This is a genomic window from Defluviimonas salinarum, from assembly GCF_026013545.1.
Taxonomy (GTDB): domain Bacteria; phylum Pseudomonadota; class Alphaproteobacteria; order Rhodobacterales; family Rhodobacteraceae; genus Albidovulum; species Albidovulum salinarum.
On record NZ_JAPDOG010000013.1, the window covers coordinates 13,103 to 28,561 of the forward strand.

The following is a 15,459-nucleotide window of genomic DNA, read 5'->3' on the forward strand; positions in this document are numbered from 1 at the left end:
GTTATAGGTCATTTTGTCTATGTGCCCCTAACTTGGTAAATCTGAAGAAAAGAATGGTGGCCTACGCCTCTCTCTCTGCAGGTAATGTCAAGGGATCTGAGCACGGTAGCGGAGCAATCTTGGACAAGGATGCTCACGGAATTCTGCTTGGAACGCTGAAAAAGGTTGAAAGCAAAAACGCAAACCTTGCTACGATCATTGCGCTTATTTTGGGTTTTTCTCTAAATGCGACCATGAGTCAAAGCGTGCAATACCTTAAGGTTGCTGGGGCGGTCGGGTCATTTGTTATGCTGATGCCGTTGTATTTTTCTCTCGCGGGAATGCGTCAAATAGATCAGCACGATTTCTTGAACCTGCCGAATATGGATAGAGAGCGCGTAATGCAACGTGAGCTAATGCGTGATCTGCTCAATAAGGAGCGGATGTTTAGGATGGCGAGGGCGCTCGTGTTGGGAATATCATTATTCCTTGTCTCCGTGACCGCAGGGGGCGCAGTGATAGGAAAACCGCCAGTGTACTCTGCAATGCGTGCTGACGTGAAGAAATTGGATGTGAACCTAACTGTTGCGGCGCATGGGTTCTATGAAGATAGGGCAAGAAAATGAAATTCACCCTCTCCTGGCTGAAAAAGCATCTCGACACCGCGGCCTCGCTTGCCGAGATCACCGAGGCGCTCACCGATCTCGGGCTCGAGGTCGAGGAGGTCGTGGACCCGGCCGAACGGCTGGGCGCGTTCCGCATCTGCCGTGTGATCGAGGCGGTGCAGCATCCGAATGCCGACAAGCTGCGGCTCTGCCGCGTCGCCACCTACCCCGACGGCCCCGGCGGCCGGATGGAGGAGGTGCAGGTGGTCTGCGGCGCGCCGAATGCGCGGACCGGGCTCTACGGCGTCTTCGCGCCGGTCGGCACCCATGTGCCGGGCACCGGGGTGGACCTCAAGCCGGGGGTGATCCGGGGCGTCGAGAGTAACGGGATGCTCTGTTCGGAGCGGGAACTGATGCTTTCGGACGACCACGAGGGGATCATCGACCTGCCCGAGGAGGCCGAGCTTGGTGCGCGCTACATCGACTGGAAGGGTCTCAACGACCCGATGATCTACATCAAGATCACCCCGAACCGGCCCGATGCCTTGGGCGTGCGCGGCATCGCCCGCGACCTCGCGGCGCGGGGGCTGGGTACGCTCAAGCCGCAGGTGGTGGAGCCGGTCGCGGGCAGCTTCAGGAGCCCGATCGGGGTGACGATCGACGAGAGCCTGAAGGAGAAGGGCTGTCCTCTCTTCACCGGGCGGGTCATCCGGGGCGTGAAGAACGGGCCGAGCCCGGAATGGTTGCAGCGGCTCCTCCTTGAGACCGGGCACCGGCCGATCTCGGCTTTGGTCGATATCACCAACTACTTCACCTTCGACCAGAACCGCCCCCTGCACGTCTTCGACGCCGACAAGGTGAAGGGCGGCCTGCGGATCCATGCCGCGACGGGCGGCGAGGAACTGGAGGCGCTCGACGAGAAGACCTACCGGTTCCAGCCGGGCATGATGGTGATCTCGGACGACGAGGGGCCGGAGAGCATCGCCGGCGTGATGGGCGGGGCGCCGACCGGCGTGACCGAGGAGACGGTCAACGTCTTCCTTGAAAGTGCCTACTGGGACCCGATCACCATCGCGACGACGGGACGGGCGCTTCGGATCCATTCCGACGCCCGCTACCGGTTCGAGCGCGGGGTGGACCCGGCGTTCACCCTGCCGGGGCTGGAGATGGCGACGCGGATGATCCTCGAGCTTTGCGGCGGCGAGGCCTCGGAGGTGGTGATGGACGGCGCGGTGCCGGAGACGGCGCGGGCCTACCGGTTCGATCCGAAGCGGGTGGTCAGCCTCGTCGGCATGGACATTCCCGAGGGCGCGCAGCGGGGCACGCTGGAGGCTTTGGGCTTCACGCTCGAGGGCGGGATGGCGAGCCCGCCGTCGTGGCGGCCGGACATCCTCGGCGAGGCCGATCTCGTGGAGGAGGTGGCGCGGATCGCGTCGCTGACGAAGCTCGAGGGCAAGCCGATGCGGCGGGCGCGGCCCGGCGTGCCGAAGCCGGTGCTGACGCCGATGCAGATGCGCGAGAAGGCGGCGCGGCGGATGCTCGCCGGGCTCGGCTACAACGAATGCGTGACCTATTCCTTCATCGACGCCGAGGCCGCGACCTTGTTCGGCGGCGGCACCGAGGCGACGCGGGTGGAGAACCCGATCTCCTCGGAGATGACGCATATGCGGCCCGATCTTCTGCCGGGGCTGCTGGCGGCGGCGGCACGCAACCAGGCGCGGGGCTTTGCGGATCTGGCGCTCTTCGAGGTCGGGCCGGCGTTTGCCGGCGGCGAGCCGGGGGAACAGTCGCTTCATGCGACCGGGCTTCTGGTCGGCGCCTCGGCGGCGCGCGATCCCTACGGCTCGCGCCGGGCGGTCGATCTTTACGACGCCAAGGCCGATGCCGAGGCGGTGCTGTCGGTCCTCGGCGCGCCGGCGCGGATGCAGGTCAGCCGCAAGGTGGCGGGCTGGTGGCATCCGGGACGCGCGGGCGTGATGGGGCTCGGCCCGAACGCTTTGTGCGCCTTCGGCGAGGTGCATCCCAAGGTCTTGAAGGCGATGGGCGTGAAGGGCCCGGCGGTGGCCTTCACGGTCTTCGTCGAGAAGGTGCCGTTCCCGAAGGCGAAGTCCGCGACGCGGGCGGCGCTGGGGATCTCCGACCTGCAGGCGGTGGAGCGCGATTTCGCCTTCGTCGTCGACAAGGGAGTCGAGGCGCTGACGCTCGTGAATGCCGCGCAGGGCGCCGACAAGGCGCTGATCGAGGCGGTTTCGGTCTTCGACCAGTTCACCGGCGAGAAGGCCGAGGCGCAGATGGGCGCGGGCAAGAAGTCGCTCGCGATCTCGGTGCGCCTGCAGCCGCGCGACAAGACCCTCACCGACGAGGAGATCGAGGCGGTTTCCGCGAAGATCGTCGAGAAGGTCGCCAAGGCCACGGGCGGGGTGCTGAGGTCGTAACATGCGCTGGCTGGCGCTTCTGCTGGCGCTGGTGGCCGGGCAGGTTCGGGGCGAGGCCTTGTGCGTCGTCCCGCTCGCCGGCGGTGGGCCGATCACGGAACTGGAACGGGAAGATCCCAGGCGCATCGCCTGGGACGCGACCGTGATTCCGGGTTATCCGTGGCTGATCGTCAAGCCGCAGAGCCGCTATCCGCTCTACACGGTGCGGGGACTGCGGTTCGAGGAACTGGGCGCGGATTACCCGGCCACGGATCTATCCCAGTACAAGTTCTTCGCGCAGCGCCGCGACGGGAGCGTGATCGGCTTTGGCGCGAATCCGCGCCAGCTCTGGCTGCTGGAGCCGGGCGCGCGGGAGTTCAGGCCGGTGCCGGGGCTTCGGGACTATATGCTGAGCCGATATGATCCAGAACAGGACCGGATCTACCAGTTGCTTCGCGACGGCAGGCTTTATGAAGTCGCGAACGGACGGCAGCGCCTTTCCGAGCTGAACGGCCTGTCCTACTCAAACCGGGACGGCTTGGACCTCGGCGGAGACACCGCGCTGCCGCGATATGTGCCCGTCCTCGGCGGATATCTTGCCGCGTCCGACGGCCAGATCTGGTTTCACCCCGAGCGCGGCGGGATGTGGGAGCCGCTCGACTTCGGCGAGCCGGTCGCGCTGGGGTGGCGATTGCCAGAAGCTCCGGTTCTCGTCGACAGTGGCGGGCGGGTTATTCTGGACATGCCCATGCAAGTTTTCGTGCTGGATGCGAGCGGCGCGGTTCCGAGGCTTCTTTACAGCGTCGCGACGCGGCGCCGGCCGGTCATGGCCGGTGGGCGTGCCATCGTCTGGCGCGTTAATGGCCGGTCGACATGGTTCGAGCGTGTGATCCTCGGAAACGATTCCGATGAATGGCTGCCGGACCTCGTCCTCTTGGGGCCGAATGGGGTAGAGCCGGTCCCGGGCAGTCCGGTTCGGGCGCGCAATGCCGAGCAGGAGGGCCTTAGGCTGGGGCAGTCTGATGCGCGGAACTTGCCCGTGCCCGGGCGGGATCAGGTGATCGTCGAGGACGACGAGCGGAATCGCTACCTGTGGGACGGAACGCGGATGGTTGCGATGCCACAGCTCGCGCCGTCGCGCATTGGCCGTTATGTGCGTTTCGCCCGGCTCGGGGATCTCGACGTCTTCCTCAGCGAGCAGGGGTTCTTCTCGTTCGACGCGGATTTCGCGGTCGAGAAGCTGCCGATGCCGTTCGAGCCCTCCGGCCTTCTGTCCCCCGTGCATTCAGAAAACTTCGGCGGGTCGTTCCTCGTCGCGCCGGATGGCGGGGGGCTCTGGCTCACGCGGGACGGTCGCGACTACGAGCCCGTTGAGAACCGCACCAATGCGAAGATACTGGAAGTCGTCGCCGACATCCCGGAGCGCAGGGCGACACTCGTATCGACTGGGGGCGGAGCGGCGCTGCTTCTCGACTGCGCGCAACGGAGGTAGGATGGAAGCGTCCCGAACGCGGGAGGTAATCGCCGAGGCGGATGTCGTCATGGTGCTGCAGGGGCGCGAGCCCCCACGCGCGCCGAAGGAGATCGAGGCGGTTTCCGCGAACATCGTCGAGAGGGTCGCCAAGGTCACGGGCGGGGTGCTCCGGGGCTGATTCTGGATTGTCCGTCCCGGCCGCCGGTGCGATCCTGCATCGGCGACCGGGAGGGTGACATGCAGGTCAGGGCGCTTCTCTTCGATATCGGCGGCACGGTGTTTGACTGGCACACGCCGATTGTTACCACCTTGCGGCGGCACAGGGAGTTTGCGGGTCTCGATCATGCGGGGTTCGCGCGTGAGTGCCGGGCGGCATTCCTCGAAGAAGCGGGTGCCGCGGCTGAGGGCGTCTCCGGCCGGCGCGGTTCTGACGAGATGCTCGCGGGCGTGATGGACGCCCTTCTGGCGCGATCCGGCCTGCTGCCGGACGCCACGGTGCGGCGCGATCTCCACCATGCGTGGCGGAGGATGCCGGCCTGGAGCGGAGCCCGCGACGGCCTTCGCGCGCTGCGCCTGACATACCCGGTCCTGCCGCTGACGATCCTCAGCTGGCCGATGGCCGCCGGTTCGTCGAGGGTGAGTGGCCTCGAATGGGACGGGTTTCTCTGCTGCGAGATGATCGGCAGCTACAAGCCCGATCCGAGTTGTTACGCCCGTGCGGCGGAGATCGTCGACTGCCGGCCCGAGGAGATCGCCATGGTGGCCGCGCATCCGAGCGATCTGCGCGCGGCCAGTCTATGCGGATATCGCACCGTCTACGTCTTGCCGCAGATCGAGGATCCGGGCGAGGACTACCACGCGGACGGGCTTGAGGACGAGTTCGATCTGGTCGCCTCGGATTTCGGCGATCTCGCCACCAGGCTGTCGCCGGGCGCTTAGCGCGGCTGATACGCGCTGTTCGTGCGATGCGATGGCGGGCGTGCCCTCAGGTTGCCTGCCCCAGATAATCGGCGAGAAGGTCGAAGACCAGCCGGATGCGCCGGCTGGTGTGGAGCTCGCGGTGGGTGGCGAGCCAGATCGGGAAGACGATCGGCGGCAGCTCGGGCAGGATCCGCTCCATGCCGGGATCGCGGGCGGCGAGTTCGTCCCACATCGGCGCGATGCCGAAACCCTGACGGGCGAGTTCCCAGGCGACGATGCCGTTCTCCGAGCCGATGCGGAAGTTCGCGGTAGACAGCGGCATGCCGAGCGGGCGGAGGTAGTCGAGCATCCGCTCGTTGTCGCCGAAGCCCACGAAATCGTGCCGGGCAAGGTCGGCGAGGCTTTGAGGTCTCCCGCGGGCGTCGAGATAGGAGCGGGCGGCGTAGAAATGCGCCTCGGCCTCGCGCACGAGGCGGGCGACGAGGTCGGGCTGCTCGGGGCGGACATGGCGGATCGCGATATCGGCCTCGCGCCGCATGAGATCGCGGATGTCGTCGGCGGCGACCACGTCGATCTCGAGCCGCGGCGCGGCCTCCCTCAGGCGCTTCAGCGCGGCCGGGAGGACATAGGCCGACATGCCCTCGCTCGCGGTGATCCGCACCTTGCCCTCGATCGACTGCGACTGGCCCGCGGCGGCGAGCGCGACGCGGTTCGCGGCCTCGCCCATCGCGCGGACATGGGCCAGAAGCTCGCGCCCCGCACCGGTCAGTTGCAGCGAGCGACCGATGCGTTCAAAAAGGAGGAGGCCGAGATCGTCCTCGAGTGCCGCCACCTGGCGGCCGAGCGTCGGCTGGGTGAGGCCGAGAACCCGCGCGGCGGCCGAAAGCGAGCCTTCCTCGGCGGTGGCGAGGAAGGCGCGGACATGGTTCCAGTCGAAGCGGCCGGGACGGTCATTCATGCGTATATGTATAAGCCAACTGCGGATTTCGGCAATTCCCCGAGGGGAAACGCATGGATAATCTTTGCGGTAAAGGAGACACGACATGCAGACCGCCGCGAAGTTCTGGGATGGCATCGCCGAGAAATATGCGAAGTCGCCCATCCGGGACATGGAGTCCTACACGTACACGCTGGAGCGGACCCGCTCCTACCTTTCCCCGGACGACCGGGTGCTGGAGCTTGGCTGCGGCACCGGATCGACCGCGCTGCTTCTGGCGCCGCGCGTCGGCGAGATCACGGCGAGCGATGTCTCGCCGGCGATGATCGCGGTCGGGCGGCGGAAGGCCGAGGCGGAGGGGGTTTCGAACATCCGCTTCACCGCCGTCGATGTACTCGACGAGGCGCCGGGCGAGGGGGAATATGACGCGGTTCTCGCCTTCAACCTCCTGCATCTCCTGCCCGATCCGGAGCGGGCCCTGCGTCGGATCGCGGCGCGTCTGAAGCCGGGCGGGCTCTTCATCTCGAAGACGATCTGCCTGCCCGAACCGGGCTCGGGCTGGACGCGAGAACGGCTGGTGCTGACGCTTATGCGGGGGGCGCTGCCGGTCATGCAGCTTTTGGGAAAGGCACCCTTCGTGCGGTTCACGCGCATCGCCGAGCTGGAGGCGATGGTGACGGCGGCCGGGTTCAGGATCATCGAGACCGGTAACTATCCCGTCCAGCCGCCGCGGCGTTACATCGTGGCGCGGAAGGTGGCGGGCTGACCGGGGCGCCGCGCTTGGCCGGGGCGGGCGGGTCTGGCAGACTGGGACGGTTCCGATCGGAAGGAGGGCCGCATGTTCACCGACCGCGTCGAGGCCGGGCGGAAAATGGCCGACGAGATCGAGGCGCTGGCGCCGGAAATGCCGGTCGTGCTGGCGCTGCCGCGCGGCGGCGTGCCGGTGGCGGCGGAGATCGCGGCGCGGCTCGGTGCGCCCCTGGGGCTGATCCTCGTGCGCAAGATCGGCGTGCCGGGGCATGAGGAACTGGCGGCGGGCGCGGTGGCCGAGGGCGGCGCGCCGGTCTTCAATCCCGATGTGCTGGCGTCGATCCGGCGAGGCCCGGAGGATTTCGCCGATGCCGTCGCGGCCAAGCGGCGCGAGATGGCGGAACGGAGACGGATCTATCTTGGCGACCGGGCCGAGCCTGACCTCGCGGGAGCGACCGCGATCGTCGTCGACGACGGCATCGCCACCGGCGCGACGCTTCGGGCCGCGCTCGGGGCGCTGAGGGCGGCGGGGCCGGCGGCGATCGTGCTCGCCGTTCCGGTGGCGCCGGAGGAGGCGCTGGCGGAGTTCGCGGGTCTTGCCGACCGGGTGATCTGCCTTCAGACGCCGCGCCCCTTCATCGCCGTCGGCGCGCATTACCGCGCCTTCCCGCAGGTGGCGGATGCCGAGGTGGTGGCGCTGCTCGATTCCGCCGACGGGCGCGGCGGCTAGCGCCGGGGGCTTGCCATCCGGCCCATGCCCCGTGCTAGGCTCGCGCGGCGCAACATTTACCGGCAGGGACAGGATATGCTCAAGGAATTCAGGCAGTTCGTCGCTCGCGGCAATGTCATGGACATGGCCGTCGGGATCATCATCGGCGCGGCGTTCACCGCGATCGTGACCTCGGTTGTCGAGGACCTGATCAACCCGATCATCTCGCTCTTCACCGGCGGGCTCGACTTTTCCGGCCTCGGCGTCCGGCTCGGCGAGGGCGAGGGGGCGGCGGTCTTCGGCTACGGCAACTTCATCATGGCGCTGATCAACTTCCTGATCATCGCCTGGGTCGTGTTCCTGCTCGTCAAAGGCGTGAACCGGATCAAGGACGCGGTGATGAAAGCCGAGGAGGCGGCGCCGGCGCCGTCCGGGCCGACCGAGATCGAGCTTCTGACCGAGATCCGCGACGCGCTGAAGAAGGGCTGAGGGGGCGGGCGCAAGGCAGGTGGCGCGATCGCGGGCCCGCGTGCTTTGCGGGCACTGCGGTCACCTCTCGGGCGCCGCCTCTCCGAGGCTTTGTTGCGCTCGTCGGTGAGCAGGACTCACTTCTCGAATCCAGAGCGTTAGCGCATGCTAGAACCATCTTGCGCCCGCTCCCGAATGGCCGACCGGTCGGACCTGACGCGTCGCCGTCCCCGCGTCTGGCAATGGCCGCGTAGCGGGCGCGGGTGGCGCAAGCGCCCTTTGCCGTGACCCTCTCGATGGCCCCGACCTCCGACGCATCGGCGTCGATGCCGAAAGGCACTTCCGGCCATGCGCGCCGCCTGGATGGCCCGTGTTTCCCGGCGAGCCACACCTCGTCATTCCCGGCCCTGATACCCCTCACCGGTTCGGCGTGCTGAAAGCCGGTACCGGCAATTCGAGCCCGGCCAGGTCCGGCAGGCTGGCGGCTTCTGTCTGCCCGCACAGCCCGGCGAACCGGCTGGAGTCGCATGGTGAGACCTTCACCCGATTTGCCCCACAAACCCCGGGGCGGAAAACAGCACATGCCGGGCAGGTTCGGTGTCGAACCCCATGCCAGAAAGCCGTGGGAAAGCCCCATCGAAGCACCGCAACTTGGCAGCGTGACGCCCGGCCGTGCAAGCACCCTGCAGCGGCAACAGCCCGAAGCAGACCGGCGGCAAGGTCCGAGCCCCGCCCCTTTCCCTTCCCGCGCCCTTTCGCTAAGGAAAACGCGACAAGGAACGGGACCCGACGATGCCGATGGAAAAGACCTTCAACGCGGCGGAAGCCGAAGAACGCCTCTACGCCGCCTGGGAAAGCGCCGGCGCCTTCAAGGCCGGCGCCAACGCCAAACCGGGCGCCGAGACCTTCTGCATCATGATCCCGCCGCCGAACGTGACGGGCTCGCTCCACATGGGCCACGCGTTCAACAACACGCTCCAGGACATCCTCGTCCGCTGGCACCGGATGCGCGGCTTCGACACGCTCTGGCAGCCGGGGCAAGACCATGCCGGCATCGCCACCCAGATGGTCGTCGAGCGCGAGCTCGCCAAGGACAAGTCCAACGCCACCCGCCGCGAGATGGGCCGCGAGAAGTTCCTCGAGAAGGTCTGGGAGTGGAAGGGCAAGTCCGGCGACACGATCATCACCCAGCTGAAGCGCCTCGGCGCCTCCTGCGACTGGTCCAGGAACGCCTTCACCATGTCCGGCGCCCCCGGCGCCCCCGCCTCGGACGAGGGCAATTTCCACGATGCCGTGATCAAGGTCTTCGTGGACATGTACGACAAGGGCCTGATCTACCGCGGCAAGCGCCTCGTGAACTGGGACCCGCATTTCGAGACCGCGATCTCCGACCTCGAGGTCGAGCAGATCGAGGTGCAGGGCCACATGTGGCACTTCAAGTACCCGCTCGCCGGCGGCGAGACCTATGAGTACGTCGAGAAGGACGAAGACGGCAACGTCACCCTGCGCGAGACCCGCGACTACATCTCCATCGCCACCACGCGCCCCGAGACCATGCTCGGCGACGGCGCCGTCGCGGTCCACCCGTCGGACGAGCGCTACGCCCCGATTGTCGGCAAGCTCTGCGAAATCCCGGTGGGACCGAAGGAACACCGCCGCCTGATCCCGATCATCACCGACGAATACCCCGACCGGACCTTCGGCTCGGGCGCGGTGAAGATCACCGGCGCGCATGACTTCAACGACTACGGCGTCGCCAAGCGCGGCAATATCCCCTGCTACCGGCTGATGGACACCAAGGCCCATATGCGCGCCGACGGCGCGCCCTACGCCGAGGCCGCCGCCGTGGCCATGGCCGTCGCCCGGGGCGAAAAGACTCTGACCGAGGCCGAGACCGACGCGCTCAACCTCGTCCCCGACGACCTCCGCGGCCTCGACCGCTACGAGGCCAGGAAGCGCGTGATCGACCAGATCACCGCCGAGGGCCTCGCGGTCACGGTCCTCACGAAGTCCATCGACAAGGAAACCGGCGCCGAGCACCTCGAACGCCTGCCGCTGGTCGAGCAGAACAAGATGATGCAGCCGCATGGCGACCGCTCCAAGGTCGTCATCGAGCCGATGCTGACCGACCAGTGGTTCGTCGACACCGCGAAGATCGTCGAACCGGCGCTGGAGGCCGTCCGCAAGGGCATGGCAGCGCAGGAGGCAGGGCAGTTCGACGAGACTGCGAACTACACCCGGATTCTCCCCGAACGCGACGCCAAGACCTATTTCCACTGGCTCGAGAACATCGAGCCCTGGTGCATCTCCCGCCAGCTCTGGTGGGGCCACCAGATTCCGGTGTGGTACGGGCCGGAAGAAAACACAATTGAAGGTCGAAAGAACGGTTTCGCCGCCGAGGATTATGTTGTCCCGTTCTGTGGCGCGCATTTTTCAGACGTCGTCGCTCGAGCTGCGGCGAAATATGGCGTCTCGAATGTCGTTGAATTCGAAGAAGTCCAACCGAGCGGTGGGCAGTGGACACCGGACGACGAGTATTGCTCCAGACTCTCCGAAGGAAAGACCGAGGAAGAAGCGCTCGATTTCGTCATGCTCCGCCGTGACCCCGACGTCCTCGACACCTGGTTCTCCTCCGGCCTCTGGCCCATCGGCACGCTCGGCTGGCCCGAGGAGACCGAGGAGCTGAAGAAATACTTCCCGACCGACGTCCTCGTCACCGGTTTCGACATCATCTTCTTCTGGGTCGCCCGGATGATGATGATGCAGCTTGCCGTCGTCGATCAGGTCCCCTTCCACACCGTCTATGTCCACGCCCTCGTCCGCGACGAGAAGGGCAAGAAGATGTCGAAGTCCCTGGGCAACGTCCTCGACCCCCTCGACCTCATCGCCGAATACGGCGCCGACGCGGTCCGCTTCACCCTGACCGCGATGGCCGCGATGGGCCGCGACCTCAAGCTCTCCAAGGACCGCATCGCCGGCTACCGCAACTTCACGACGAAGCTCTGGAACGCCACCCGCTTCGCCGAGATGAACGGCGCGCTTCGCCGCGACGTCGGCCATACGCCTGCCATACATTTTTCCGACACTTCGCATACCGTGAACCGCTGGATCATCGGCGAGACCGCCCGCGCCCGGCTGGCGGTGGACGAGGCGCTCGCGGCCTACCGCTTCAACGATGCCGCCAACACCCTCTACGCCTTCGTCTGGGGCAAGGTCTGCGACTGGTATGTCGAGTTCGCCAAGCCCCTGATGGACGGCGACGACGCCGCCGAGACCCGCGCGACGATGGCCTGGGTGCTCGACCAGTGCTACATCCTCCTGCACCCCTTCATGCCCTTCATCACCGAGGAGCTCTGGGGCCAGACCGGAACCCGCGAGAAGCTCCTCGTCCACGCCGAATGGCCGGAGTACGGCGCTGATTTCATTGACGAAACCGCCGACCGCGAGATGAACTGGGTGATCGCCCTCATCGAGGAAATCCGCTCCGCTCGCGCCCAGATGCACGTGCCGGCGGGCCTCAAACTCCCCCTCGTGATGACCGCGATGGACGAGAAGGGCCGCGCCGCCTTCGCCCGCAACGAGCCGATGATCACCCGCCTCGCGCGGCTCGACGGCATGACCGAGGGCACGGCCCCGAAAGGCGCGATCACGGTTCCGGTCGAGGGCGGCAGCTTCGCCATCCCGCTCGAGGGCGTGATCGACATCGCCGAGGAAAAGGCGCGCCTTTCCAAGACCTTGGAGAAACTGGAGAAGGATCTGAACGGCCTCAGGGGCCGTCTCTCCAACCCCAAGTTCGTCGAAAGTGCCCCCGAGGAGATCGTCGAGGAAACCCGCGAGAAACTCACCCTCGGCGAGGACGAGGCCGCGAAACTGAAAGCCGCCCTGAAGCGCCTGTCCGAAATCGGCTAGGCTTCTTCATTGCCCAAATACCCCGGGGGTCCGGGGGCAGCGCCCCCGGCCTCGCCACCTGACGAGAGGCCAGCCATGACCGGACCCCGCTACACGCAACTCGTCGCAAGCCTCCCCGCCACCGTGCCCTTCGTCGGCCCGGAAACCCAGGAACGCACCCGCAACCGCCCCTTCGCCGCCCGACTCGGCGCCAACGAGAACCTCTTCGGCCCCTCGCCGAAAGCCGTCGAGGCGATGGCGAAAGCTGCCCGCGATATCTGGATGTACGGCGATCCGGAAAACCATGACCTCCGCCACGCGCTCGCCGCGCATCACCGGGTCGAACTGGAAAATATCGTTGTGGGAGAAGGGATTGACGGCCTTCTCGGCTACCTCGTCCGGATGCTCGTCGGCCCCGGCGACGCGGTCGTCACCTCCGAGGGCGCCTATCCGACGTTCAACTTCCACGTGGCGGGCTTCGGCGGCACGCTCCACAAGGTGCCCTACCGGGGCGACCACGAGGACCCCGAGGCGTTGATCGCGAGGGCCAGGGACACCCGGGCGAAGCTCATCTACCTCGCCAACCCCGACAATCCGATGGGCTCGTGGCACAATGCCGAAACCATCTCCCGAATGATCGCGGCGATTCCGGACGGCACGCTTCTCGCCCTCGACGAGGCCTATGTCGAGCTTGCCCCCGAAGGCACCGCCCCCGCCATCGACGCGGACGACCCGAGGGTCATCCGGATGCGCACCTTCTCCAAGGGCTACGGCATGGCCGGCGCGCGGGTGGGCTATGCCATCGGTGAGGCCGGCCTCATCACCGCCTTCAACAAGATCCGCAACCATTTCGGCATGTGCCGCATCAGCCAGGCCGGCGCGCTCGCGGCGCTTCAGGACCAGCCTCACCTCGCCGACATCCGCGCGAAGGTCGCCGCCGCCTGGGACGAGATCGGGCGTATCGCCTCGGCGAACGGCCTCGTGGCGCTGCCCTCGGCCACCAACTTCGTGACGGTCGATTGCGGCCGGGATGGCAGTTTCGCGCGTCTCGTGCTCGCCGAACTCACCGCCCGCGACATCTTCGTCCGCATGCCCTTCGTCGCCCCCCACGACCGCTGCATCCGGGTGAGCTGCGGCCGCCCTGAAGACCTCGCCCGCTTCGCCGAGGCCCTGCCGGAGGCGCTGGCGGCCGCGCGCGGCTAACCAGCCCCGGCCACGACCTCGGCGGCCGCGTCGAGCGCCCCTGGCCCGTGGGGGATGTCGAGCGCGCGCATCCCGGCCTCCATCACCGCGAGCGTTCCGAGCGTCATGTGGGCGTTCACATGGCCCATATGCGCCACGCGCAGGAAATCGTCGCGGGCCGGATCGTCCGGCTCGACCATGCCGATCCCGACCCCGAGCGTCACCCCTGCCACCGCTTCGCACCAAGCCCGGAGCCGCGCGGCGCCGCCGCCGCCGATCCGCGCTGCCGTCACCGCATGGCTGCGGTCACCCGGGGCGGCGATGTTGAGTGCAATGTCACCGCCCCGACCCCAGGCGTCGAACGCCGCCCAGACCGCGCGGGCGAGCACGGCATGGCGCGCCCAGGCGGCCTCCAGACCCTCCTCGTGCAGCAGCATCGTCAGGGCTTCGCGCAGGCCGTAGAGGTGATGGGTCGGCGGCGTGCCGCCGAATCGGTGCCAGAACTCCGCCGGATCGGCGCGCGACTCGAACTCCCAATAGGGGGTGCGCAGGTCGGCATCGCGCGCCGCGGTCCGCGCCCGGTCCGAGAGCCAGAGGAGGCCGATCCCCGGCGGGCACATCAGCCCCTTCTGGCTCGCCGCGACGAGCACGTCGATCCCCCAGTCGTCCATCCGGAGCGCCTCGCAGCCGAGCGAGGCGACCGCGTCCACCGCGAGAAGCGCGGGGTGGCCGGCCACGTCGATCGCCGCCCGGACCGCGGCGAGGTCGTTGCGGACCGCGGTCGCGGTATCGACATGGGTCACGAGAACGGCGCGGATCTTTCGATCGGTGTCGGCCCCGAGCGCCGCGGCAATGGCGGCCGGATCGGCCGGTCGGCGCAGGCCGAAATCGATCCTCTCGACCGCGACGCCCATTCCTTCGGCGGCATTGGCCCAGCCCGCTCCGAAGGCACCGGTCACCGCCACCAGCGCCCGGTCGCCGCGCGAGAACATGTTGGCAATCGCCGCCTCCCAGGCGCCGTGGCCATTGCCGACATAGATCGCGACGGCGGCGCGGGTCGCGGCGGCCCGGCGGAGATCGGCGAGAACCCCCTCGGCCATCGCGATCAGCTCGCCGGCATAGATGTCGGGTGAGCCGCGATGCATCGCGGCGAGCACGCGGTCGGGCACGACGGTGGGGCCGGGAATGGCGAGATAGCGGCGACCGTTCGACAGCGTCATCGTCTGGCTCCTCCTGTCAGGAACGACTATGCGCGGGCCCCATCGCAGGTCAACCGCGTCGAGAGCCCTTTACCTCCCGCGCCCGGAACGGCATCTTGCCGGTCCCGCCCCCGAGGGCGGTCAGGAAGAAGGACGCGAACGATGACGGGCGAAGCCGCACCAGACCGCCGGGTGTTCGAGATTGCCGGGCGGGACGCGAAGCCGTTCCTGCAGGGCCTTGTCACGAACGATCTCGGGCGCCTGTCGGAGGGGCTCGTCTATGCCGCGCTCCTGTCGCCCCAGGGCAAGTACCTTGCCGATTTCTTTCTCGTTCCGGACGGGGACCGGATCCTGCTCGATGCCCACGCGACCCAGGCCGAGGCGCTCGGCCGGCGGCTCGCGATGTATCGGTTGCGGGCGGAGGTGACGATCACCCTGACCGATCTCAAGGTCACGCGCGGGCTCGGCGACGCGCCCGAGGGCGCCTTCGCCGATCCGCGCCACCCGGCGCTCGGCTGGAGGCGCTACGGGACCGAGGCGGGCGGCGCGCCGCAGATCGACTGGGACGCGATCCGCGTCGCCCAGTGCATCCCCGAGACCGGGATCGAGCTGATCCCGGAGGAGAGCTACATCCTCGAAGCGGGCTTCGAGCGGCTCAACGGCGTCGACTTCCGCAAGGGCTGCTATGTCGGCCAAGAGGTCACCGCGCGGATGAAGCACAAGACCGAGCTCAGAAAAGGGCTCACCCGCGTGACAGTCGATGGCGAGGCTCCGGCCGAGACCGAGATCACCGCCGAGGGCAAGCCCGTCGGGCGGCTCTTCACCCGGTCCGGAGATCACGCAATCGCTTATCTGCGGCTCGACCGCGCGGGCGGCGAGATGCGGGCCGGTGCCGCGCGGATCGCGCTGGCATGAAAAAGCCGCCCGTCGGGG

13 protein-coding genes are annotated in these 15,459 nt (G+C 67.5%); 11 read left to right on the top strand and 2 right to left on the bottom strand.

Annotation, left to right across the window (positions count from 1 at the left end; all coding sequences use genetic code 11):
• Positions 1-53 precede the first annotated feature (53 nt).
• From OM960_RS14395 to OM960_RS14415, 5 genes are read left to right on the top strand one after another with little or no spacing between them, the layout of a single operon-like run.
• Positions 54-605 carry a hypothetical protein gene (locus OM960_RS14395; RefSeq protein ID WP_264772433.1) on the top strand — a complete coding sequence of 184 codons (552 nt, stop codon included), beginning with the start codon at positions 54-56 and terminating at the stop codon, positions 603-605.
• A complete protein-coding gene (gene pheT, locus OM960_RS14400; RefSeq protein WP_264772434.1) occupies positions 602-3,019 on the top strand; it encodes a phenylalanine--tRNA ligase subunit beta in 2,418 nt (805 codons plus the stop codon). The genes OM960_RS14395 and pheT overlap by 4 nt, the downstream gene beginning before the upstream one ends.
• A gap of 1 nt (position 3,020) precedes the next feature.
• Entirely contained in the window at positions 3,021-4,490 is a 1,470-nt protein-coding gene (locus OM960_RS14405) for a hypothetical protein (RefSeq protein WP_264772435.1), read from the top strand.
• A gap of 1 nt (position 4,491) precedes the next feature.
• The gene (locus tag OM960_RS14410) at positions 4,492-4,650 is read left to right on the top strand and encodes a hypothetical protein (protein WP_263337330.1); all 159 of its coding nucleotides are present in this window, start codon (positions 4,492-4,494) and stop codon (positions 4,648-4,650) included.
• Between the two features lie 59 nt (positions 4,651-4,709).
• The gene (locus tag OM960_RS14415) at positions 4,710-5,411 is read left to right on the top strand and encodes an HAD-IA family hydrolase (protein ID WP_264772436.1); all 702 of its coding nucleotides are present in this window, start codon (positions 4,710-4,712) and stop codon (positions 5,409-5,411) included.
• Positions 5,412-5,457: 46 nt separating this feature from the next.
• On the opposite strand, the gene OM960_RS14420 is transcribed toward OM960_RS14415, so the two are convergent.
• Positions 5,458-6,351 carry a LysR family transcriptional regulator gene (locus OM960_RS14420; RefSeq protein WP_264772437.1) on the bottom strand — a complete coding sequence of 298 codons (894 nt, stop codon included), beginning with the start codon at positions 6,349-6,351 and terminating at the stop codon, positions 5,458-5,460.
• An 85-nt stretch (positions 6,352-6,436) separates the two neighbouring features.
• Between OM960_RS14420 and OM960_RS14425 the strand changes: the two genes are divergently transcribed.
• From OM960_RS14425 to OM960_RS14445, 5 genes are all read left to right on the top strand, one after another.
• Positions 6,437-7,096, top strand: a complete 660-nt coding sequence (locus OM960_RS14425) for a class I SAM-dependent methyltransferase (protein WP_263337324.1) — start codon at positions 6,437-6,439, stop codon at positions 7,094-7,096.
• 72 nt (positions 7,097-7,168) lie between these two features.
• The gene (locus tag OM960_RS14430) at positions 7,169-7,810 is read left to right on the top strand and encodes a phosphoribosyltransferase (protein ID WP_264772438.1); all 642 of its coding nucleotides are present in this window, start codon (positions 7,169-7,171) and stop codon (positions 7,808-7,810) included.
• A 75-nt stretch (positions 7,811-7,885) separates the two neighbouring features.
• Entirely contained in the window at positions 7,886-8,278 is a 393-nt protein-coding gene (gene mscL / locus OM960_RS14435) for a large conductance mechanosensitive channel protein MscL (RefSeq protein ID WP_264772439.1), read from the top strand.
• Between the two features lie 771 nt (positions 8,279-9,049).
• On the top strand, positions 9,050-12,166 hold the full coding sequence (locus OM960_RS14440; RefSeq protein WP_264772440.1) for a valine--tRNA ligase: 3,117 nt from the start codon (positions 9,050-9,052) through the stop codon (positions 12,164-12,166).
• Between the two features lie 75 nt (positions 12,167-12,241).
• The gene (locus OM960_RS14445; protein ID WP_263337316.1) at positions 12,242-13,348 is read left to right on the top strand and encodes a pyridoxal phosphate-dependent aminotransferase; all 1,107 of its coding nucleotides are present in this window, start codon (positions 12,242-12,244) and stop codon (positions 13,346-13,348) included.
• Here OM960_RS14445 and OM960_RS14450 read toward each other — a convergent pair.
• On the bottom strand, positions 13,345-14,547 hold the full coding sequence (locus tag OM960_RS14450; RefSeq protein WP_264772441.1) for a pyridoxal-phosphate-dependent aminotransferase family protein: 1,203 nt from the start codon (positions 14,545-14,547) through the stop codon (positions 13,345-13,347). The two genes, OM960_RS14445 and OM960_RS14450, sit on opposite strands and share 4 nt — an antisense overlap.
• Before the next feature lie 141 nt (positions 14,548-14,688).
• Here OM960_RS14450 and ygfZ point away from each other — a divergent pair, with 141 nt between their 5' ends.
• Positions 14,689-15,441: a CAF17-like 4Fe-4S cluster assembly/insertion protein YgfZ gene (ygfZ, locus tag OM960_RS14455; protein ID WP_264772442.1), complete on the top strand. Its 753-nt coding sequence runs from the start codon at positions 14,689-14,691 to the stop codon at positions 15,439-15,441.
• Positions 15,442-15,459: the final 18 nt, after the last annotated feature.